The organism is Psychrobacter immobilis, assembly GCF_904846065.1.
Classification (GTDB): domain Bacteria; phylum Pseudomonadota; class Gammaproteobacteria; order Pseudomonadales; family Moraxellaceae; genus Psychrobacter; species Psychrobacter immobilis_H.
Window position 1 is genome coordinate 1,559,959 of record NZ_CAJGZV010000001.1, and the last position, 23,550, is coordinate 1,583,508.

At 43.5% G+C, this 23,550-nt stretch carries 11 protein-coding genes; 7 read left to right on the forward strand and 4 right to left on the reverse strand.

Going from position 1 to position 23,550, the window contains the following annotated elements; translation table 11 throughout:
- Positions 1 to 107: 107 nt before the first annotated feature.
- A complete protein-coding gene (gene dnaE / locus JMW64_RS06535) occupies positions 108 to 3,818 on the reverse strand; it encodes a DNA polymerase III subunit alpha (RefSeq protein WP_201553750.1) in 3,711 nt (1,236 codons plus the stop codon).
- A gap of 353 nt (positions 3,819 to 4,171) precedes the next feature.
- On the opposite strand from dnaE, the gene JMW64_RS06540 reads away from it, so the two are divergent.
- On the forward strand, positions 4,172 to 5,302 hold the full coding sequence (locus JMW64_RS06540) for a restriction endonuclease (protein ID WP_201553751.1): 1,131 nt from the start codon (positions 4,172 to 4,174) through the stop codon (positions 5,300 to 5,302).
- Between the two features lie 94 nt (positions 5,303 to 5,396).
- Here the strand turns inward: JMW64_RS06540 and ggt are convergent, their stop codons facing one another.
- Positions 5,397 to 7,343, reverse strand: coding sequence for a gamma-glutamyltransferase (gene ggt, locus JMW64_RS06545; protein ID WP_227694093.1), 1,947 nt, complete (start codon positions 7,341 to 7,343; stop codon positions 5,397 to 5,399).
- A 180-nt stretch (positions 7,344 to 7,523) separates the two neighbouring features.
- On the opposite strand from ggt, the gene JMW64_RS06550 reads away from it, so the two are divergent.
- The 3 genes from JMW64_RS06550 to JMW64_RS06560 are packed head-to-tail and all read left to right on the forward strand — an operon-like array spanning position 7,524 to position 12,135.
- Positions 7,524 to 9,512, forward strand: coding sequence for a hypothetical protein (locus tag JMW64_RS06550; protein ID WP_201553752.1), 1,989 nt, complete (start codon positions 7,524 to 7,526; stop codon positions 9,510 to 9,512).
- A 44-nt stretch (positions 9,513 to 9,556) separates the two neighbouring features.
- Positions 9,557 to 11,206 carry a hypothetical protein gene (locus JMW64_RS06555; protein WP_201553753.1) on the forward strand — a complete coding sequence of 550 codons (1,650 nt, stop codon included), beginning with the start codon at positions 9,557 to 9,559 and terminating at the stop codon, positions 11,204 to 11,206.
- A gap of 44 nt (positions 11,207 to 11,250) precedes the next feature.
- Positions 11,251 to 12,135 (forward strand): exonuclease domain-containing protein, encoded by an 885-nt coding sequence (locus JMW64_RS06560; protein ID WP_201553754.1) that lies wholly within the window; start codon positions 11,251 to 11,253, stop codon positions 12,133 to 12,135.
- A gap of 136 nt (positions 12,136 to 12,271) precedes the next feature.
- On the opposite strand, the gene JMW64_RS06565 is transcribed toward JMW64_RS06560, so the two are convergent.
- Positions 12,272 to 12,793 (reverse strand): Spy/CpxP family protein refolding chaperone, encoded by a 522-nt coding sequence (locus tag JMW64_RS06565; RefSeq protein WP_201553755.1) that lies wholly within the window; start codon positions 12,791 to 12,793, stop codon positions 12,272 to 12,274.
- Positions 12,794 to 13,060: 267 nt separating this feature from the next.
- Here JMW64_RS06565 and JMW64_RS06570 point away from each other — a divergent pair, with 267 nt between their 5' ends.
- From JMW64_RS06570 to JMW64_RS06580, 3 genes are all read left to right on the forward strand, one after another.
- A complete protein-coding gene (locus JMW64_RS06570) occupies positions 13,061 to 13,759 on the forward strand; it encodes a response regulator transcription factor (protein ID WP_201553756.1) in 699 nt (232 codons plus the stop codon).
- A 14-nt stretch (positions 13,760 to 13,773) separates the two neighbouring features.
- Positions 13,774 to 15,465, forward strand: a complete 1,692-nt coding sequence (locus JMW64_RS06575; protein ID WP_227694095.1) for a sensor histidine kinase — start codon at positions 13,774 to 13,776, stop codon at positions 15,463 to 15,465.
- 417 nt (positions 15,466 to 15,882) lie between these two features.
- Complete coding sequence (locus JMW64_RS06580; RefSeq protein WP_201553758.1) at positions 15,883 to 21,951, forward strand: YadA-like family protein; 6,069 nt, start codon at positions 15,883 to 15,885, stop codon at positions 21,949 to 21,951.
- A gap of 249 nt (positions 21,952 to 22,200) precedes the next feature.
- On the opposite strand, the gene JMW64_RS06585 is transcribed toward JMW64_RS06580, so the two are convergent.
- On the reverse strand, positions 22,201 to 23,382 hold the full coding sequence (locus JMW64_RS06585) for an acyl-CoA dehydrogenase family protein (protein WP_201553759.1): 1,182 nt from the start codon (positions 23,380 to 23,382) through the stop codon (positions 22,201 to 22,203).
- Between the last annotated feature and the right edge of the window lie 168 nt (positions 23,383 to 23,550).

Below are 23,550 nucleotides of genomic sequence, written 5' to 3' on the forward strand. Positions count from 1 at the left end.
AACATCGTCAAATAGCTTATCAATATCTCGATATTAACGTCGCTATCTTCCTTGTTTGACGGCAATTTATCTCATTTTTATCACCATTTTTAAAATGAGGACACGCCCTAGCTATAATGGAAGTGTAAATTGTCTTCACTAACCATATTTTTTAATTGCTGCAAGTTGTCATCGTTGGGGTAGATGCGCCAGTGCTCAGATAGCCCTACGTTAGCGATGCCAAATTCCTCATAAATGCTCAGTCCCAGTGGCAGACAATTATCATTAATGGAGGTGTCGATATTGCTCAAAGCATTATTGGCATAACTTTGACTAGCACTATTTTGATTCATGTCATTTTCTAGTGCCAATAAATCATTACCATTTTCATCATACAGACTTCCGCCCATCGCAGCATCGTAGCCACTATTGCCATTAAAGCTGCCACTTTGCTCGTCTTGCTCGTTGTCATGAGACATTTTTGGTGCCGGAATAATGCTGGCTTGTGCAGACTTGAGTAATGGTTGCAGTCGTGTCAGCAGATTGATATCGCTGCCATGAATTTTAATACTGATTTTTTTCATCCATCTTAGGCGCGCATCGACCATGCTCATGGCACTATCAAGACGGGCAAATAAACGCCCATCACGCTCACGAATGCTGCCTTTGATGATGACGACTTCATCAATTTTCAACTGTTCTTTGACACGATTGAAACGCTCGGCATAGCAGCTTACTTCCAGCCTTGAAGTGCCGTCATCTAAGATAATGACATTGCGATTACCAAAGTTGGCAATATCAATAATCAATCCGGCGAAATAACAGCTACCGTTATAGCCCGTGTCAGTCAGTTTGTCGAGACGAGCGCCTGAGGTATAGCGTTTTAACTCATCCAAGTATTCATTGATTGGATGACCCGTCAAATACAATCCCAAAGTGTTCTTTTCTGCTTTTAAACGATGTTTATCACCCCAAATCAGCTCTGGTGTCATGACCAGTGGCGGCGCGGCGACGACACCATCCATTTCACCAAACAAATCCATCATGCCGATTTCGCGGTTTTGACGATCTTGTTCAGCAGCTTGTACGGCACTTGGCAGCTGGCTCATTAATGCGCCACGAATCTCGTACGCTTGATCGGCTGGTAAATCTGGTCGCAAGGTGGCTGCAAAGTCATCAAAACATCCGGCGTTTATCAGTCCCTCTAAAGTGCGTTTATTAACCTTTTTGATATCAACGCGGCGGCAAAAATCATATAGATCTTTAAATGGACCTTCACGGCGGCGTGCATCAACGATAGACTCAACCGCACCTTCACCAACGCCTTTAATCGCACCCAAACCATAAATAATATTGGTCGGGGTATCGGCAACAAAATGCCACTCACTGCGATTTACCGATGGATTAACGACGGTTAAATCAAAGTTTTCACGGCAATCATTGATAAAGAATACGACGTTGTCAGTATTGTTCATATCAGAGGTCAATACCGCTGCCATAAACTCAGCAGGGTAGTATTGTTTTAGATATGCGGTCTGATAGGCGAGCACGCCATATGCGGCAGAATGCGAGCGGTTAAAGCCGTAACCGGCGAACTTCTCCATCAAGTCAAACACACCACCTGACGTCGCTTCATCAATACCTTGTGAAGTTGCACCAGTAATGAAAATATCACGCTGTTTTGCCATTTCTTCAGGTTTCTTTTTACCCATGGCTCGGCGTAACATATCCGCGCCGCCCAAGCTATAGCCCGCCATGACCTGCGAGATTTGCATGACCTGTTCTTGATAGACAATAACGCCATTGGTATTTTCTAAAATCGGCTCAAGATTGGGATGGTCATAGATGACTTCCTCACGACCATGTTTGCGGTCGATATACATCTCTACCATGCCAGCGTCCAGTGGGCCTGGGCGATAAAGCGCACACATGGCGATCACATCTTCGATGTTGGTCGGTTGCAATTTCGCCAGATACTTTTTCATGCCCATACTTTCTAGCTGAAAAACGGCAGTGGTCTTAGCATCTTGTAAGAGCTTGTAGGCTTTTTTATCATCTAACGGTAGGTCTTCTAACACCAACGCATCTTTGCCTTCTTTTGCACGGCGCAGGTTGATATTTCTGACCGCAGCATCAATCACCGTCAAGTTACGTAGACCCAAAAAGTCAAATTTTACTAGCCCAACGGCTTCAACGTCATCCTTATCAAATTGGCTGACACGGTGACCTTCATCATCACAATAAATCGCGCTAAAATCTGTGATTCTGTGCGGCGCAATCAATACACCACCAGCATGTTTACCCACGTTCCGGCAAATGCCTTCAAGCTTAATCGCCATTTCCCACACTTCAGTGGCATCTTCATAATCCATATTATCAGGATTGGAGATTAAGTCTTTGAGCTGCGGCTCTTGCTCAAGCGCTTGACTGAGGGTGATACCCGGTGTTTTAGGTATCAGTTTCGACATTTTGCTGGCAAGGAAGTACGATTTACTTTGCGCACGTGCCACATCTCGAACTACCGCTTTTGCTGCCATCGTACCAAAGGTAATGATTTGCGAGACCGCTTCACGACCATAGGTTTGCGCTACATAATCAATAACGCGGTCGCGACCTTCGATACAGAAGTCAATATCGAAATCGGGCATGGACACACGCTCAGGGTTTAAAAAGCGCTCAAATAATAAGTCGTAATGAATAGGGTCGAGGTCGGTAATATTGAGCGAATAAGCAACGAGTGAGCCTGCACCAGAACCACGACCAGGACCGACTGGTACGCCATTGGCTTTTGCCCAACGGATAAAGTCCATGACGATGAGGAAGTAACCAGGAAAGCCCATTGAAAGAATGACCTTTAGTTCATACTCTAAGCGGTCATCATATCTTTGGCGAAAGTCGCTCCAATTATCGCTACGTTTCTCGATGGGGAATAGTTTATCTAGTCGATTATTAAGCCCACGGATTGATTCTGCACGGAAAAACGATTCAATCGTCTCACCTTCAGGCACAGGAAAGTCAGGTAATACGTTGATACCAAGCGTCAACGTCACATTACAGCGGCTTGCTAAGCGCAAAGTATTGTCAATAACCTGCGGAATATCAGCAAATAACTGCTGCATTTGCGCTTGGGTTTTAAGGTATTGTGCATCGGAATAAGTTTGCGGGCGATTTTGGTCGGCAAGTACGTAAGAGCCAGCGATACAAACCCGTGCTTCGTGAGCATCGAAATCATCCTGCTCTAAAAACCGCACGTCATTATGCGCAATGATGGGGATATTGTGTTTAGCGCCAGAGTGAATAGCCGCTTTAATAAAGGCGTCTTCACCTGAGCGATTGGTACGCTTAATCGCAAAATATAAGCGATCAGCAAATTGCGCCTGCCATTCTATTAGCAGCTCATCGGCTTTTTCTGGCATCGAGCCGACCAGTGCCTGACCGACATCTGATTTTTCAGTAAATAAGACAATCACGCCTGCCGCATGCGCTAAAATATGACTGCGCTTGACGACTGGTACACCATGATTGGCATCGTCGGCGCGCCCTTCGGTAAAGCCAAGTGATACGATACGAGTGATGTTTTGATAGCCCTCGTTGTCCATCGCAAGTAGGGTGAGCCGTGTGTCTTCATTTTCCATGATGACTTCACTGCCGATAATGGGCTTGATACCCGCACCTAGGCAGGCACGATAAAACTTCACTGTGGCATACAAATTGGACAAATCGGTCAATGCCAGCGCGCGCTGATGGTCAGCCGCCGCAGCTTTCACTAGCGGCTTGATACGCACGATAGAATCAATAATTGAATATTCACTGTGGATGCCAAGGTGTACAAATGCCATAGAAGACTCTTACTAGTACGATCAAAAGCAATAAGCTATCGATAAAACAAAGGATGTGTATCCGTTATTTATATGGATGTTCAAAGGTAAATAAGACCTCGATAGCCATGTTGATACGTTTCAAATGGGGTCGTCAATAATAGCATTATTTACCGTAGACAGCCACTGATTCAAAGGGTTTAATCTGAGTGAGAGGATTTGTTTTTCTTAGTTATAAAGGTGAAATTTTGCTGTGTTTTGTCTCAATAGTTGGTAGCATAAACATTTGTCCTTAAATTATTGCGAAACAAAGCCTATTTGACGCCTTATTTCACACAATAATGTTCATGTAATCAAACAAAGACGATAATATTATGAGTAACATTACGAAGCTGCCCGCATTTGGTGACATGTTAAATGCGGGTATACAAACCATAAAAAATTTGAGTACGCGGAATACCGTTGGTCGCACGGTATTTTATAGAGAGTTTGAAAAGTTGGCACAAATTGTCAATGATCATAAAGAAATCAATTACATGAGTAATTATGATATACGCCATGAGTGTCATAACGGCTCACCTTGTTATGATGACATCGTTGATCTAATTTTATTGTGCTTGTCCGCAATGGGGCTGGTCAAAGAAGACAAGTTCAGCTTAGTACCCAATTTAAATCAGAATTTCGCTAATTTTATTACTTTTGATGAAAAAGTAACGCCTAAAAATATCATACGTTTAGACCCGTTTGGCAAAGTCTATTTTTGGTTAGCAGGAAGCAATTTTACTCAATACATTAACGAAGGCATTCCAAATAGTGATTATATTGCTAACTTGACCCGTTTTGATAATAAAGCCTTTGCTGATCTGCAAAAAGTCAATATTGCGGCTTATGGTAAAAATGGCGATGCACTTATTAATCATTTGATAGAAGAAACTCAGCGCCGAACGTCTATGTTTATGAACAATTATGCAGATGCTACTGTGGGCAATGATTTTGTCAAAGTAACGCCTGATATGATTATGGCACAGCTTGAAAGCTTGTCACCTTTGCAGTTTGAGTGGTTTTGTCTAAAAATGATTGAACGATCTTTAGAGATTGAAAGTCCTGAGAGTAATTTGACCTCGCGTCATACTGGACGCTCGAATGACAATGGCATTGATGGGCTGATTATTCAGGATTTCCCAGATGGTGAGGTGCATAACTATTATATTCAAGCCAAATTATATAGTGCCGGTAATAATATATCTAATGGCGATTTGAGAAACTTCATAGGGGCTTATCCACCACAAAAAACCAATCATCATGGCTTGTTTATTACCACAACAAGCTTTACCAAGCCTGCGCAGGAATATGCCAATGCAACGGATTCGCACAGTCTGATACTCATCGATCAAATGAATCTCATAGAGCTTATGATGCAACATAAGGTGGGTTTAAAAGAGGTCAATGCCAGACCGAAATTATTATTAGACAATGATTTTTTTAACAAGATCAAGTTGTATTGATAGTATCTTTCAATACTTTTCATATCTATTAAAAAAACGCTCTTTATTATGATAGAGAGCGTTTTTTATTTATACATATCAAGTAAAAGTTAAATCAATAACCAACCACAGCTGCGTCAACGATACGTGGATCAGACGAGCCGTAGACACCATTTGGCGTAATCATAATCGACTGAGTCGAACCCATGGCAGATTTTGGACTGACCGTATGACCCATTGATTCAAGCTTTTTGACGGTATCAATATTCAGTGCTTTTTCGACCCGAATCTCATCAGGCAGCCATTGGTCATGAATACGCGGTGCGTGAGTGGCCTCAGCAATATTCATATCATGATCAATGACGTTCGAGATTATTTGGGTGACAGTGGTAATGATGCGGCTACCACCAGGGCTACCCGTGACGATATATGGTTTACTGTCTTTAAATACCAGTGTCGGACTCATAGACGATAATGGACGTTTATTGGCTTCAACGGCATTTGCTTCACCGCCTAATAAGCCATAACCATTTGGCACACCCGGTTTGGCAGAAAAATCATCCATCTCATTATTTAATAAAATACCCGTACCTTCAGCGACAAGACCCGTACCGTAAGAGAAGTTTAGCGTATAAGTATTGGCTATCGCATTGCCATTTTTATCTACAATGGAGAAATGCGTGGTCTGATCACTCTCATAGGGTAGAGGGTTGTTGGCTTTGATAGTAGACGCTGGTGTGGCTTTGTCTGGATTGATTAAGGTACGTAGTTTATCCGCATAAGCCTGAGAAGCTAAACCGCTGGCAGGCACATCGATAAAGTCAGAATCACCCAAATACTCTGCGCGATCTGCATAAGCTAACTGCATCGCCTCAGCCATTAAATGAATGGTTTGCGCACTGTTTTGACCATAATCTTTTAGCGGATAACCTTCTAAGATATTTAAGATTTGCACGATATGTATACCACCAGAAGACGGTGGTGGCATGGAGACAATCTCATAACCACGATAATCGCCTTTGACGGGCACGCGAGCGATGGCTTCATAGCTGGCCAAATCCTGCAAGCTCATATTACCACCCGCATCATTGACCGCTTTGACTAACTTACTTGCGGTTTCCCCTTTATAGAATCCATCCGCCCCTTTTGCGGCAATGAGTTTTAGCGAATGGGCAAGCTCAGGCTGTTTTAAACGCTCACCGAGTTGATAGGCGCTGCCATCAGGTTTAAAAAATATCTTTTTGGTGCTTGGCCATTTTTGCATGCGATCGCTTAATGCTGTGAGTGACTCAGACAGACCTGCTGTGACTTCTATACCGTCCTCAGCCAGTGCAATCGCTGGTGCCATCACTTGTCCGCGGCTCATAGTGCCATGATCTTCTAATGCTTTAAGTAATCCTGCGACTGTTCCCGGTACGCCAACTGCTAGACCGTGATAACGAGACAAGTCGCTGACCGCATTGCCATCCTCATCGAGATACATATCACGCGAGGCGCTACTCGGTGCTTTTTCACGGTAATCGAGTGCCACCGTTTTGCCTTGCTTGGCATCATAAATCATCATAAATCCACCACCACCGATATTCCCAGCGCGGGGTAAGGTCACTGCTAAGGCAAAGCCAACGGCGACGCCAGCATCAACCGCATTACCACCGTCTTTTAAAATCTTGAGTCCAATATCAGAGGCGAGGGCTTCTTGGGTGGCGACCATGCCGTTCTTTGCCCAAACAGGGTGGTGAATCGCATCTTCAGAATAGATGGCTTGATCGGTCTTGGCATTGTTAATCGTGGAAGTGAGGGCATTGATTTTGGCTCTTGTCACACGCTGAGTTTCAGATATTACAGTAGGATTATCAGCCGTAATCGCGAGATTGATGGCGCTAGTGTTAATCGATGTTTGGTTGATAGTACTTGATTGATTGGTTGTCGGCTCAAGCGCATGAGCCGATAGTGATACTAAAAATGTGCTACTGACTAACAAAATAGCCGCTTTAATATTTGCTCTACCTTGAGGATTATTGTTAGCAGTGCGTATGTTGTTTTTTGATATCGAGGTTGGCATTGTAAAGTCCTTTTTACTTGGGCGAGAAAGCAGTAGTGAGAAAGTTGTTTTGTATAAAAAAATCTAAGTATTTTCTTAATAAATAGGTTCTAATATTACTAAATTGTAACGCATTGTGATATAAATAACGGTACTAATGTACACTAATTATAGACTGGCTATTTATACAAAGAGATTACTATGTCATCAAATCATATTAATAACCATAATCGACAGCGCTACTCTGAGATGACGAGTCATCATTCGTCTATCAATAATAACGACCATGTATATCAGGTAGGTAAATTGACGTCTATCGCCTTGCTGGTTGGCACTACGTCTTTGGCTCTTTTGGGCTGTCAATCAAGCCCAGCGGTATCATCGACTGTGGTGTCAAAAAATATGATTGATTTTAGTACCGCTGATAGCGCGCAGAGCCAAGCACAAGGACGCGCATTTAATGCCAGCCTCACAGCCAAATCTGAGCGTTATCAGCAATTATTTGACCAAGAAAAATACCCCAATACTGACAATCAAGCAAAGTCACATTTACTGGCGGCTATTCGTCAGCATTTGGCAACAGAACACGTAGCAGTCTCGCAAGCCAATTATCAAGCCGTTCCTTTTATTGCTCCAGACAGCATTGATGCGGGTTCTAGTAGCTTACTTAGAACGATTATAGAAGCCTATGCTTATGAGCCTGACGTTAGTTATGATGAAAGTGATTATGAGGACAGGCAAACTGAGGCTATGGCAGAGTTAGCAGCGGTAAGTGCAGAGTCGAATAAATGCAATGACAATGAGGACGATGACGCTTATGAAGTCTGTGTTGTAGAGGATGTTAACTATGACGAAAACGGTTATAGTCGCAGTGACTATCAATCAGAGAGTTACGGCGAAGGGAACTATGACACCGATGATTATGAATCAGACAGTGCTTTTTCAAAGTTATCAAAATTAAACCCAAAAAGCATGATAGAGCAGTATGAAGCCGTACAAATGGCAAAACAACAACCAGAGGATGTAGAACAAGGTAGCCAATCAGTAACATCTACGGGTGTCATTGGTCAAATGCTGAGTATGTTCCATCGCACGCCTGAACAGATAGCTGCGTCAAATGTTTATCAATATCAAAATTTAACGTTCAATAGTGTCAGTCAGTACAAACCCAAACAACGACAACTGCAGAGCGTCTATAGCTATGATTATGTGACACCAACGATTAGCTCATCTATACAGATACCGCTAGCGTTCGATTTTAACCATAGTACAGTTACGGTAGACCCATCAGCAATCATGCCTATCGTAGCATTGGTTAATCCTGAAAACACCCCTTTACCTAACCAAATGACCTCACATACCGTTAGTTTTGGGTTGCCTGAGAGTATTACCGCGCAGCTGCCGCCAGCAGTGCTTTACGATGCCGCCATTGCTGCCATACAGAGCAGCATGGCAGAGCTAGCGCCCGAACACTTTAGTGCGGTAGATATTCGCAGTGATGCCTTTGCCAAAGAAGTTGGTGCGAGCCAAGCGGTAAAAGTCTATTTTGGCAGCAAGCAAAGCGGTGAGATGATCGGCAAAACCCTAAAATACATGACAAAGTCGCTACAGGATTATGTCGATGCCAATCCACAGAAATATCCTGATGGCGCTATGCTAAAAACTGCGCTTGCGAAAGTGCAGCTATACAATAAAGGCTACCAAAGTGTGGATGTAGGTTCGCTTTTGCAGCTAATTGAAGCCATAGGTCCAATCTCTTTTAATCAGATAAATTACTATTATTTAGATAGCGCCGATCGCCTGCTTGCTAAGCAGCAGCGGGTAAATATCGGTGGTGACTTGATGGGTTCTACAACCAGCGTGCTGAATCAAGTACGCTATGATAAAAGCAGTTTTAGTAAACATGCACTAACGCCTTTATTGACCGAGTCTTTTGGCGCAAATGCTAAAGCCGCTATCGATGGCAATGCATGGATGGCAGAGCGACGCCAACAAAAAGACAGACTGCAAACGGCACGTGATGCACGCTATGACTATAGTGGGAGCAGTGATGATTACAATGATGATGACTATGGTAGCGATTATGCAGATGGTGATAGCGGCTATGATGCAGCAGAATATGACAGTGCTGATAGTCAAGATGATACTGATATCGAAGACGATGCTGACAACAGGGTAGATGATCAATAACGCTATCTTGTCATGTTCAAGCCCATATTTATTAAGGATAAAAAATGAAAAAAGCACATCAAATCATTGCAAGTCGTCTTTCGTCAGCGAGCCTTGCGTCAGTTCTTAATGGCAATCGCCTATTTGCTGGTGCATTGGTAACAGGAGCACTATTATTAACGGGCTGCCAATCTACCAGTCTTGACCAATTTAATGCTATGACTGCTAAGCAAACGCCAGTAGCAGCAAAGACAGCATTGGCGACTGCGTTACAGAAACAGCGCCGCCAGTCTTTTAGCTATCATAGCAATCTTGAGGTTAGTAACGAGCAGCAGTTTAGCGATATTGATACTAAAATAGATGCTAAAGCGCCAGTCGCCTCAGGCTATATTGATGAATACTGCGAAGACACACACGATCAAGCGTATGCCGCCTTAATTACCCAAGCAGAAGCGCAAAATAAAGACATTTTGGCGGCAGATTATGATGCTCAGCGAACGGTGCTAAAAGACACTTATCTTGAGTGTACGGATGCCTATGAGGCATGGGTAGAGAGTAAATATGATAGTGAAATCACTGTGCCAGCATCTTACCAACAGTTATTTGACAATTACGACGACCGAGCGACAGCGCAAGATATCAAAAAAGCAAAGTTGCTAGATGCTTATGTGCTAAAGCCGCTGTCTATCAATGCGCAAGGCGTTTATCAGCCAATGGCTGGCAAGGCGACGATGCTGGCGAGCGTGCAGTATCAAGCACGTAATCATCAAAGCAGCATGAATCAGCCGATTTATTTGGATTTGAAAAACGGTAATATTTATCTATGGGCAGATAATTTTGCGATGTTTAATTCAGAGCTATTAGATGACAAGCTCGGCACAAAGTGGCGCAACAAGTGGTTAAAGCTAGCCATTGATGATGGCACCTTACCCAAAGGCTTTGGTAGTGAGTTGATAAAAAGCCACTTTGCCGCGTTAGATGCCACATTTGATGCTGCACCTATTAGCCAGTTTGATTATGTCGCCCCTAATACGCTAGCATCGCTCTCTCCCAAGTTACCCTCGCATCAGCTACCAGCAATGCTAGCAAGTAAACAAGTTATTCGCCGTGTACAAAGTGCTGAGAGTTATGAGCAGTTTTATCAAGATTATATGCGCATCATTTACGAGCGGATGAGTCAGCGATATCCAGAACTGGTGAAAGAAAGCGCGGCTTACGAGGTAGGCAACACAGATGCTGATAAATTTACCAGTAAAGCGTTAGTGCAGCAGATGCTAGCAATGATAAAAAGTGACATGGATAGTGATGTGGATAGTGGCAGTGAGACAATAGAGGAAACAATGGCAGAGGCAAAAGAAAAGACGGCAGAAAGTGCAATGCTATCAAATGCAGAGACGCAAGAGTTGTATGGATTTGATAAGCGTGGTCAGCTCAAATGGCAGCATTTGCGCAGTGAGCTTCCGAGCGAAACCGCCGATGGTAAGAACATGGTCATAGATGTTTTGCAGCAGTATTCCGCTATCAGCACTAAAGACATGGCATTTCCCAATTTACCAAGTGATGTGCAAGTGCCTAATGCCAGTAATAGTATTGATATGCGCGAGTATGGCAGCGAGTTGATGCAGTATTATCGTGATGGCAATGGTACTGCGATGGGTAAGATGATGTTTAGTGTCATGCCGATGGCTAAAGAGAAGTTTGGGGCGATTGATTAAATAAAATTAAATCAGACTAAATCTACGACATTGAGGACGAGATAATGAATTTTGTGACCATTGATGTTGAAACTGCAAACAGCGACGTAGGGTCTATTTGTCAAATAGGCTTGGCTAAATATTTGAACGGTAAGTTAATTGATACCTACTGTACGTTAGTATGTCCTCAGACTTCTTTTAGTCGTCAAAATATAGAAGTGCATGGTATTACCAGTAATATGGTAAAAGATGCGCCGTCTATGTATGACATTTATGGGCAAATATTAAAATTTGTCGGTGAAAATGTTGTCGTTAGCTATACTGACTTTGATCAAAGGGCGTTGACAAAAAGTCTAGAGCTTCACAAATTATCAATACCAGAGCTACAGTGGGTCGATGCTACAGTGTTGGTACGTAAGACGTGTCAGCGTTTTGCGGTCAAAGGTTATAATCTGGCGAATGTCTGTAGAGAATGGAGTTATCAGTTTGACCATCATGACGCGCTAGAAGATGCCAAAGCATGTGGCTTTATAGTTGTAACCATTCTTAGAGAAAATGGTTTATCAATTCATGATTGGGTAGAAGATAGTAAATACAGTCGCAATTATCCTCAGCAACAACGTGCAAATAGTAGAAACTACCCCAGTAATATCACAAAAGTTGGAGATGAGTCGGGGCGATATGCCGGACTCAATATTTGCTTTACAGGCAACCTTAGTATCAGTCGAACAGATATTGCTGAGATAGCAGCCAAAAATGGTTTTAATGTCAAAGCAGGTGCTTCGAAGACATTAGATTATCTTGTAGTTGGTGTTCAAGATTTAACGTTGCTTGCTGGTCATGAAAAAAGCAGTAAGCATCGAAAAGTAGAAGAGCTGATTCAGAATGGTTTAGATATCAAAATTCTTGAAGAGCGCGCCTTTTTACAGTTAATTAACATATCAAAGTAATGTGAGCTCCAACATTAAAACTAAAAAGCGCACCGTTTATACGATGCGCTTTTTTATATTGTCATATTAACTCTTATAAGACATTAAATATTAATACAAGTCTCTGTATTGATAAAAGCTTATATGCTTTAACTTACTACATGCCTTGGCGCTGTTTGCCATGCATTTTGCCGTGCTCTGAGCCTTTATGATCTTTCGCCATTTTTTCAGCTTTTAATGTAGCAAGTTTTGCGCGTTGCTCAGCAGTCAATACTTGAGAGATAGCATGTTGAGTCTGTACTCGCTCAATGAAGCGCTGCTTGGTTTTAGCCGCTTGCTGATCAGCTAAGCGATTGACTGCCGCTGTATTTAGAGTGCTACTATTAGTCAATGCTTGCATCTGTTGCTGCATTTGCGCCCGTTCCAATTTGTTTTTTGTACGGTCAGCTTTACGATCGCCGTGTTGTGCTTGCATGATGGCTTTGATTTGCGCTTGTTGCGTTGCTGTTAGATCTAGCTGCGACATTGGACCTCTCATGCCGCCTTTTTTCATGCCATCTTTATGCTGCATTTTGCTGGTGGTTGGTGTGGTATCAGTGGTTGCATTAACACTAGTACAAGCTGTTACGGTGAAAATGCTAGACATTGCTAATACTGAGCCCATTAATAATTTTTTCATCATCGTTACCTTAATTTATGGTGCATACGTTATTGGTTGCGAAAAAGTCAGTTTTTATCTGATCAGCTTATGAACAGTAAGTGCCCCGGATAGCCACTATCCATCACAGCTTGTTATCAGTATTTGTCGCTGATAGACGCTATATTACGACAGTTAGAGGTTACGAACATTTATGAAGTATTAAGAAAGGTAACGTTTATAGCGAATCGATAAGCAATTGACTGATAATATGGCTCATAAAGCGATTTAACGCTTAAGGAGAAAGATGTGCCACACATACTACTAGGCGATGATGACGAAGAATTGACCCAGTTATTACAAGAATACTTGCACAATCATGGGGTGACATGCGACTGCGTTCACGATGGTGAGGCTGTCATACAGAAACTCAAAACCGCGAGCAATAATGTGCTTAATGGCGCTGCTGCTTATGATTTGCTGGTGCTAGATATTATGATGCCAAAAATCGATGGATTGAGTGTCTTGCGTCAATTACCCAATATCAGTGATATCCCTGTCATCATGCTGACCGCAAAAGGGGAGGAGATTGATCGTATCATTGGGCTTGAACTTGGTGCTGATGATTATATTACCAAACCCTGCAATCCTAGAGAGCTGCTGGCACGTATCAATGCCGTCATCAAACGCACCAGCGCAGCGAAATCAGAGCATACGCCGCTACCAGAGAGCCGTTTGCATCTGGATCAAAACCAGCGGCTCTGTCAGATAGATGGCATAGAACTACAAGTGACGGGGACAGAATTTGATTTGTTGGTTGCGCTACTGAAACAAAAAGGTGAGGTGGTAAGCAAAGCATGGCTGTCAGAGCATGTCTTACAACGTGAATTACAGCCGTTCGACCGTAGCCTTGATGTGCATGTCTCGCGACTCCGCAAAAAACTTCAACCTTTTCATGATGAGCCGATCAAAGCGGTTCGTGGTAAAGGCTATCAGCTGGTATTGTAATGATGGACTCATCGATGAACGCTTCCAAGAAAGCTATTAACCATAAAACGCTTAAGCAAACACCAACGTTTAAAGTGCGAATCACACTATTTTGGCGTTTGTTTCTAAGTCTGCTATTGACGATTATCATCACCTCCATCTTATCTGTTTTGGTTGAGCGCTGGCTGGTCGAAAAAGCACTAACGGCTCGCATGAACGTACAAATTGATAGTTTATTGATTAAGCGTCAAGAAATGGTTGAGGCATTAAAAGCGGGTGATTTAAGTACAGTTAAGCAGATGTATCGTCAGGACCGTCAACTCATGAATCAGATAAGTGTTTACGATGAAGAAGGGGCGATTATATTTCCGCGTTATCGCAATAGAGATGAGCGTAGGCAAAAAGGTATGCAGGGTAGTCGGCGTGAAGTAGGGCAACCATCAATGCAATCATCAATGCAATCATCAATGCAATCATCAATGCAATCATCAATGCAACCAATGGCAGCTCAGCCCAACGTGGACAATAACAGGGTTAATAGTCACGATGATAATAATAAAATGTCGAATGATAAGTCGTCATTCTTAAACCATATTCTGCAACCGATGATGCCAAATAGCGCTACGCTAGCTGATTTCGACAGTCGCCCTGAGCTGGCTGATGTGACGGTCGTCTTACCAGATGAGCAGTCTGTCATTATACAATTACGTCCGCATTTGCGTTTTGCTGATGTTATGGCGCTGCAACGTGGCAATTTCCCCATACGTTTGCTATTTATTCTCGTTTTTAGCGTCTTGGTTTGTATTTGGCTGAGCCGTACAATGACTCAGCGTATCCGCCGTGTACAAAATACCGTACACCGTATGATTGATGGCGATTATCAGACCCATCCAGACCTATCAAAAATGGGAGATGATGAGCTTGGTTTACTCGCAAAAGACGTGGCTAAACTATCAAAACGGTTGGCTGAGAGTGAGCTGGCACGCAAACAGATGCTCAGTGATATCTCGCACGAGCTACGATCGCCACTGGCGCGTCTAGACGTTGCGACTGAGCTGACCCGCGACTTTGCACCGAATGCCAGTCGTTATCTCGACCGTATCGATAAAGAGTCGGCGCGGATGAATGAGTTGATTGAGCAAATCATTCATATTCAATCTCTACAAATGCAGCAATATACGATCGACAATATAGAAAACGAAGTGGTTAATATTTCTGACATCATTAGTGAAATTGGACAAGACGTTTGCTTTGAGTTTCAGCATAAAAATGTGCGTTGGCAATGGCAGCCGAGTCATGCATTGGTGGCAGACGCTTCATCTACCACTGATTCAACAACCCCTTGGACAGTGCTTGGCAATCAAGAACAGCTGCATAGCGCGCTTGAAAATGTCATTCGTAATGCTTTTATGCATACTGCCTCTGATTCGACGGTCATTGCTGACATTAAGGAAGTGGAGATGGAGGGCAATAAGCCTGCACTTCAAATCAGCATCACAGACGAGGGTGGCGGCATCGCGGATAAGGACTTGGCGCGTATTTTTCAGCCCTTTGTACGGCTTGACTCGGCTCGCCATCGTGAAACGGGGGGCTATGGTTTGGGGCTGGCAATCGTTCATGCCGTGGTAATGGCACACAAGGGTCAGATTCATGTCTATAATCGCCAAGATGATATCCAAGGGCTGGTGATGCAAATAACATTGCCTGTTAACTCTGAAGGGGACTAAGAGCAGTATAAAGTGGCGAACACGCGCTTAAAACATCTCTAAAGTGTGTGTATAAGCGTGTGTTTTATTAAGTTTCAAAGCGGATTATTTCAAAAAAGTGGGAGCATTCAATATAAGCAAGGAGCAAAAAACATCTATATATTCATTTTTTGTTATATAATTGGATGAACGGTAATAAATGCCCGATGAGCGGCATTGTCTCTCTCTATATATTCGGTAATACTAATATATAGAGAGAGCGATTAGGGCTTTTCAAGATAAAAAGTGTTAGTTGTTGGTTAACAAGATAAATGACGAACAAAAAACATTTACTCATTGCCAGCCGATAACGTGTTTTATTTTGTGATATCGACTCTCTGCAAGATGGATATTATCTCTGATTTTTAAATCTGACCAGTCTGTAAGGGAGTGCACACTATGAACCGCATCTATAAAGTAATATGGAATGAAGCCTTGAGCTGTTTTACCGCAGTTGGTGAATATGCAAAGGGGCGCGGCAAATCTTCCAAATCTAGCGTGAGCGCAAACGCGACCATCAATACGACTTCTAATCTTTCTTCTACCCAATTTTTCCGACTATCCACGATCGCCATAGGGATGCTGGCGGCTGGATTTACAATGTCACCGCAAGCTTTTGCACAAGTGAATGTCGGCGGTGGTACGGGATCTGGTACGGCAATTTCTTCTTGTAATACAAACAGTACTGAAGCGAATGCTGAAGGTAGCTATTCGGTTGCCATTGGCTGTGAAGCGGACGCTGGGCAAAACTTCAATCTGGTCGATAGAGGCAATCCGTCATTTACTTGGACGGGTGGTTCACAAAACAATTCTGGTAGTACCGCCATTGGCACTGGGACAGAAGCCGGTGACGTCGCTACTGCTCTAGGCACTCAAGCAAAAGCTATTGGTCGGTCATCTGTGGCAATTGGGGCGGCAGCGTATTCTAATGGAAATACCTCGTTAGCGCTTGGACGTCAATCGGCAGCGACTGCTGACTTTGCTCAGGCTATTGGCAATGTCTCCTCAGCAACGGGTCAAGGCTCTCTTGCTGTTGGTCATTCAGCACTTGCCTCAGGCAAACGTGGCATTGCGATTGGTTCAACTGATTTTGAAAATGCAGGTACAGTGGCTGATCAAGCAAATGTAGGTTATAGAGCGAATGGACAAACTCAAGCAGTTGGCAGTGATACGATTGCCTTTGGTAGTAATGCAAAAGCGACTGCTGATAACAGTCTTGCTTTTGGTGTCGGCTCTCGATCTAACGCAGTAAATGGCATCGCATTAGGTTCAAACTCTATTGCAAATCGTGCTGGTGGTGCCAGTGGTTTTGTGCCAGTAGGAGCAGATAGCTCAGTCATCCAAGCAACGGATAGCGTTACACTTGGCGCGGTCTCTGTAGGAACAGGAGCAGCGGGTGGCAACCGTCAGATTGTAAACGTCGCAGCAGGTAGCAGTGACAGTGATGCTGTCAATGTGTCTCAGCTAACAGGGCTGTCGAATACTGTCGCTAATAATAAAACCAAGTATTATAGCGTAGACTCAACCGCTATCGGTAATGCTAATAACGACGGAGCGACAGGTTATAACGCCATGGCGCTGGGCGGAAATGCAAAAGCCACAGGCAGCCAAACTATTGCGATTGGCAGCTCAGAATTTGGGCAACAGACGATGGCAAGTGGTGAGCAATCGATTGCTATCGGTGCTAATGTCGTGTCTAGAGGGGCATCGTCTATCGCAATAGGCGGTGATGATCTAGATTTTGCATCGAAAACTAATATCGATGGTAGTCCGTTGTCACCATTAAATAGTGGCACAGTTAACGATGTTTTCAAATCCTACGTAGGTAAAGATTTGGTAGAAACCAATCAGTACGATGTTAATACCGAAGCTGGAGGTGCTGCGTCGATAGCCATTGGTGCAAAATCGCTGTCTAAAGGTGATCTGTCTACAGCCGTTGGTGTTCATTCCAATACCTCGGGAACGGCTTCTTCAGCGTTCGGTGTTGGCGCATCAGCGAGCAAAGATGGTTCAGTTTCTTTAGGTGCAGGCTCTACAACAGCAACAAGTGCAAGCTCTGAAAAGACGATGACAGTTGGTGGCGTGGTATATGATATCGCCGGTAATGTCATTGATGATAAGGGTATGCTACGAGAGGGTGCGCAAGTATCCGTGGGCGTAGTAGGATCTGAACGTCAGATCAAAAACGTCGCTGGTGGAGCTGTCACTGCGGCTAGTACAGATGCAGTGAATGGTAGTCAATTATATGCGACCAATGAAGCGGTCGGAAATAATACCACAACTATTAACAAAGGCTTTGCATTAAAAGCTGCTGATGGTAATACAGTACAGAAACCATTGGGACAAGCCGTTGAGGTGGTTGGCTCTAACAGCAACATCGACACCCGAGTAAAAAATGGCAAAATCGAAGTTGAGCTCAATGACAACTTAAACCTAGGTACAACAGGCAGCGTTAGCACAGGCAACTTGCTAAACGGCACGACTGTTAATGGTCTAGGTATTGTCACTGGCGGCGTGCTCACTGGCGTCACTACCGTTAGTGGTACAGGTGTCACGGTAACGGGTGGAAGCATATTTAACCCTACCAATGCCACGTTAACCAGCAATGGTCTGACCATTTTAAATGGTCCAAGCATCACCAAAAGCGGGGTCAATGCGGGTAATAAGAAGGTCGTCAATGTTTCTAATGGTACGGTCAGTCTAAATAGCAAAGACGCCATCAATGGTGGTCAGTTATTTAATACCAACCAACAAGTCACGACCAATACTAGCAACATCTCAACCAATACTACCAATATTGGCACCAACACTGACAATATTGCTAAAGGCATCAATTTTAATGTGAATGATGCAAGCAGCGGGGGCACTCTTAAAAAAACCTTTGCCTTGGGTGAAGAAATTAAGTTTGATACGGATAGCAATTTAACCACTACCGGCTTATCAACGGGTGATGGAATCAAACTTGGCTTAGCCAACAACTTAACAGGTCTGGATAGCGCAAGCTTTAATAGCGGCGTTAGTATCTCATCTACTGGTATCAACGCAGGTGATAAAGTCATCTCAGGCGTGGCTAGCGGTGGCACAACGGAAACCAATGCGGCGAATATTGGTGATTTGAATAGTGCCATTACTGGTGTATCCACCTCAGGCTTTGCATTAAAAGCTGCTGATGGTAATACAGTACAGAAACCATTGGGACAAGCCGTTGAAGTGGTTGGCTCTAACAGCAACATCGATACCCGAGTAAAAAATGGCAAAATCGAAGTTGAGCTCAATGACAATTTGAACCTAGGTACAACAGGCAGCGTTAGCACAGGTAACTTATTAAACGGCACGACTGTCAATGGTTTAGGTATTGTCACGGGCGGCGTGCTTACTGGCGTCACTACCGTTAGTGGTACAGGTGTCACGGTAACGGGTGGCAGCATATTTAACCCTACCAATGCCACGTTAACCAGCAATGGTCTGACCATTTTAAATGGTCCAAGCATCACCAAAAGCGGGGTCAATGCGGGTAATAAGAGAGTTATTAACGTTGATGATGGGGTTAACGCAAAAGATGCGGTGAATTTTAGTCAGCTAGAAACGACTAATACTAATGTCACGACCAATACCACCAATATTGACACCAACACTGATAATATTGCTAAAGGCATCAAGTTTAACGTGAATGATGCAAGTAGCGGTGGTACCCTCAAAAAAACCTTCGCCTTGGGTGAAGAAATTAAGTTTGATACAGACAGCAATTTAACCACCACTGGCTTATCAACGGGCGATGGAATTGCTCTCGGTCTGTCTCCAACTTTAACGGGCCTCACTAGTGCAGATTTTGGTGGTGTTAGTATCTCATCTACTGGTATCAATGCCAACGACACCCAGATCAAGGGAGTAAAAAGCGGTGGTAATACAGTAACCAATGCAGCAAACATCGGTGATGTACAGATGGCAGCCGCAGGAGCGAGAACCAAAGTAGTTAAAGGTACGAATGTTGCCAGTGTTGACTTTTCAACCGATAGCGATACTGGACAGGATGTCTATACTGTCAATGCCAATGGCACCAGTGTTTCTACTGCAGATGCTAATGCACTAACAGTTAGCACTAGTGTCAAAGATCCTGATACCAATATCACCGACTATCAAGTTGATCTAAGCGAAGGTAGTAAGGCAAGCTTGGTAAAAGCTGATAGTGCGATGCAAACGGTAGTGACACAAATCAATGGTGCTGAAGTCAAAACTCTGGATAAAGACAATAATACAGCCAACTTTATTACTGGTGAGAATATTGTCTTGACCGCTGACAATGGTGGTATCAAAGTTGCTACTGCTGCCGATTTAGTCTCAACCAGCTTGACCACAGGAACTACAGTCGTCAACGCTGATGGTGTCACATTCACGGGTGGGACTAATCAAACGGTCAGAATCAGTAATAGTGGGCTAGACAATGGTGGCAATCAAATTACCAATGTCGCTAACGGTACAATAGCCAGCGATGCCGTAAACTTTGGTCAACTACAAGCCACGACTACGACCATCGATAAAGGTTTTGATTTCGATGGTGACACGGGTACTACCGTTAATCGTCAGCTTGGTGACAAGCTGACAATCAAAGGTGGCGCGACCGTGGCAAGTGACTTGTCAAATGGCAACAACATTGGCGTCGTTGCTGACGGTACCAGCACATTGACCGTGAAACTTGCGAAAGATTTAACTGGTCTTAACAGCGCAAACTTTGGTAGCGGTGTCAGCATCTCAGCCAATGGTCTGAACAATGGTGGCAATAAAATTACTAACGTTGCAGAAGCGACCACAGGTAAGGATGCGGTAAACTTCGACCAATTGTCAGAAACCAATAGTCTCGTGGCCAAAGGCATCAAAATCGGTGATGGCAATAGTGCCAACGACCAGCAGTTTGCTTTAGGTGATACCATCAACGTCACTGGTGATAGCAACATTACGACGATGGCCTCAGCAACGGGTGTTCAGGTGAAACTGAATAACCAGTTGAATTTAGGCAATGAGGGTAGCATGCAGATTGGTAATAGCATTATGAATAGTAATGGCTTTACCTTTACCGATAATGGTCCGGGTAGAACGGTTAGACTGAGCAGTAGTGGTCTTGACAATGGTTTTAACAGAATCACCAATGTAGCTGCTGGTATTGCAGATACAGATGCGGCGACTGTCGGACAGTTGAATGCCACGACGTTTGCCCTTGATCAAGGTTGGGGACTAACTGCTCAGGGTGATGTTGCCACTATGATCAAACAAGGCAGCGCCATCGATTTGAACAGTACAGATGGTAATATTAAAGTGTCTAGATCAGCGGACAATAATGTTAGCCCTGACCTACGTGCTGCTGCACCATTGGCAGGCGCCAATGACATTAGCTTCGATTTAAATCCAGACCTGAATTTAGATAGCGTAACGACGGGTGATACCATTATGAATAATAATGGACTGACTATTACAGGTGGACCTAGTGTCACCAAAGCGGGTATCAATGCTGCTGACACTAAGATTACAAACGTTGTGAACGGCGATGTCTCTGAAGGTAGCAAAGATGCCATCAATGGTGGTCAGCTCTATGCACAAGGTAGTGGCATTAGTAGTATCATTGGCGGTGAGACAGTCTACAATCCTGTAGATGGTACCTTTACCAATAATAATATTGGTGGTACTGGTCAAAATAGTATCGACGGTGCGATTGCTTCTATTAAGCAAGGAGAAGTCGTTATCAATGAAAACATCCAAGCCAACACTACCAATATCCAAACCAATACCACGAATATTGCCACGAATAAAACAAACATCGACACCAATACGACCAATATCAAAGTGAACAAGGATAAAATAGATGCGGGTCTCAATTTTGGTGCTGATAGCGGTGCTACCATCAACAAACCAGTAGGCGATGGCAGTGTCCTCACCTTCACAGGTGGTAATAACATCACAACAACAGCAGCAGGCAGTAGTATTAAGTTTGATCTAAACGGTAATATTAATATCGATAGCGTCAAAACTGGCAATACGACAATCAATAATAATGGTGTCAGCATTGTCGGTGGTCCTAGTATGACTGCAAGCGGTATCAACGCCGCTGGCAACAAGATCACTGATGTGGCTGATGGCATGGCACCCAGAGACGCTGTGAATATGGGTCAATTGGATGCTGTTAGTCAAAGACTTGGCAACAACATGAATGAGCTAGGTTATAAAATTGGTGAAGTCGAAGACGATGCAAATGCTGGTATTTCAGCCGCCATGGCAATGTCTTCACTACCGCAAGCTTACATCGCTGGTAAATCCTTAATCGGTGGCGGTATAGGAACGTACAATGGGGAAAGTGCAGTTGCTATTGGCTTCTCGAAGTTATCCAATGATGGTCGTTGGGTCATGAAGGTAAACGGCACCGCTGATACCCAAGGTAATGCTGGCGGCTCGATTGGTGCAGGCTTCCATTTTGATTAAAGCAATCAAGCCTACTATCAAGTAAAGTGATTTGTTAGTTATAAAAATTAGTCATAAAAAAGCAAGGCATTGGATGCCTTGCTTTTTTGCGACATGAGCATGAAGACGTTTTCAGCGTGATGATTTGGTAATCACTATTTGGTAATCACTATATGATTTTTAATAATGATTTATCTTTCTTTGGCTCAATAGCCAAGCGATAAAAAGCCCTCATTCAATGAAGGCCTATTTATTTTTACAAAAGCAATTCTATATTCTGAACATGGCTGCATTTGGGATCAATCCGACATAAGCCATGCCAGCTTGCTCCATCCAATGTGGTTGCACGATACCATGTTGTAAAATAGCATGAATGTCTCGATGCGCTCTTTCTATTCTATGTTTTTTATATAGCGAGACCGTACCAGCGACCGCATAAATCTCCGATACCATGGCTCTGGCTTCTCTCGCTGCCTCACAGGCTGCTGCCCACACATCAGCCAGCTGTATATCGGTAAAGGCATTCTGTTGCTGTGCTTCGTTCCATAATACCTCGACACTATTGTGTAGTTGTGCGCGCCTAGAGGCTAAGAGCGTTTTGCTCCTAGCGATAGTCGCTTGTACTGCTGCACGATCACGCAAATCTGGGCTTTTGCCGGGTGTTACTTTCTCAAGGCAAATTTGGATTAACTCATCTGTCGCTGCTTTTAAGACACCCAGTGCCATCGCTGCACAGCCAGCGGCATTAATACAGCCGATTGGTAGGCGACTATACGCATTATCGATGGCGACAGGGCTATCAAAATTGACCGCATAACGTTCCTGCACAAACGCGTCTTTGATGACGATGTCATGACTGCCTGTACCATTTAGTCCACCAACATGCCAAGTATCAATCACTTCCACATCTTCTTTTGGAATAAAGAACAGCTTTAAGTTTGCACCCGGTCCAAGGGTAGTAGGCGAGCCTTCGGATATTACCAAGCAGCGCAGCACAAACCAGTCTGCCAATTCACAACCTGATACTAATGTCCATTGACCTGAGACCGTATATCCTTCAGCGGTTTGTTTAGCAATCCCTTCAGGGCGTGCTGAGTTGGCATAGACATGAGAGGGGTCACTGTATATCTCCTTCATGCTAGGCTCGTCTAAAAATCGTCCAAATGTGCAGGCCAAATGATTGTTCCAAACGATCCAAGCAACTGAGGCTTCAGCACTGGCTAGCGTCTCATAAACCTTTAACGTTTCCACAGGATTGCCTTGCCATCCTCCCAACGATTTTGGCAGTCCCATCCTAAATAACGACAACTCTGACAGTTTTTTGACCACTGTCGGTGCAATTTTTCTACAGGTTTCTATTTCTTCTCTAGCCGATAGGGCTAAATCATAAATATTTTGAGCGGCATGGGATGGTAGAGCGTCTTTGTTATTTGATAAAGGTGTATAACTCATAATATCCAACCTTATTTTAATGTATAAAACAGTATGTTTATCTAAAATTAATTCTAAATTTTAGATATAACAACGCCTATACCAAGAATAGCCAACAGTTGACTGCTATACAACCAATAATTTGAATATATTAAATATTATATTGAGATAAAAAGTGGAAGTGATGAT

Coding starts and splice junctions, on each gene's coding strand:
- dnaE (WP_201553750.1), bottom strand. CDS start 3,818: ATGGCATTTGTACACCTTGGCATCCACAGTGAATATTCAATTATTGAT.
- JMW64_RS06540 (WP_201553751.1), top strand. CDS start 4,172: ATGAGTAACATTACGAAGCTGCCCGCATTTGGTGACATGTTAAATGCG.
- ggt (WP_227694093.1), bottom strand. CDS start 7,343: ATGCCAACCTCGATATCAAAAAACAACATACGCACTGCTAACAATAAT.
- JMW64_RS06550 (WP_201553752.1), top strand. CDS start 7,524: ATGTCATCAAATCATATTAATAACCATAATCGACAGCGCTACTCTGAG.
- JMW64_RS06555 (WP_201553753.1), top strand. CDS start 9,557: ATGAAAAAAGCACATCAAATCATTGCAAGTCGTCTTTCGTCAGCGAGC.
- JMW64_RS06560 (WP_201553754.1), top strand. CDS start 11,251: ATGAATTTTGTGACCATTGATGTTGAAACTGCAAACAGCGACGTAGGG.
- JMW64_RS06565 (WP_201553755.1), bottom strand. CDS start 12,793: ATGAAAAAATTATTAATGGGCTCAGTATTAGCAATGTCTAGCATTTTC.
- JMW64_RS06575 (WP_227694095.1), top strand. CDS start 13,774: ATGAACGCTTCCAAGAAAGCTATTAACCATAAAACGCTTAAGCAAACA.
- JMW64_RS06580 (WP_201553758.1), top strand. CDS start 15,883: ATGAACCGCATCTATAAAGTAATATGGAATGAAGCCTTGAGCTGTTTT.
- JMW64_RS06585 (WP_201553759.1), bottom strand. CDS start 23,382: ATGAGTTATACACCTTTATCAAATAACAAAGACGCTCTACCATCCCAT.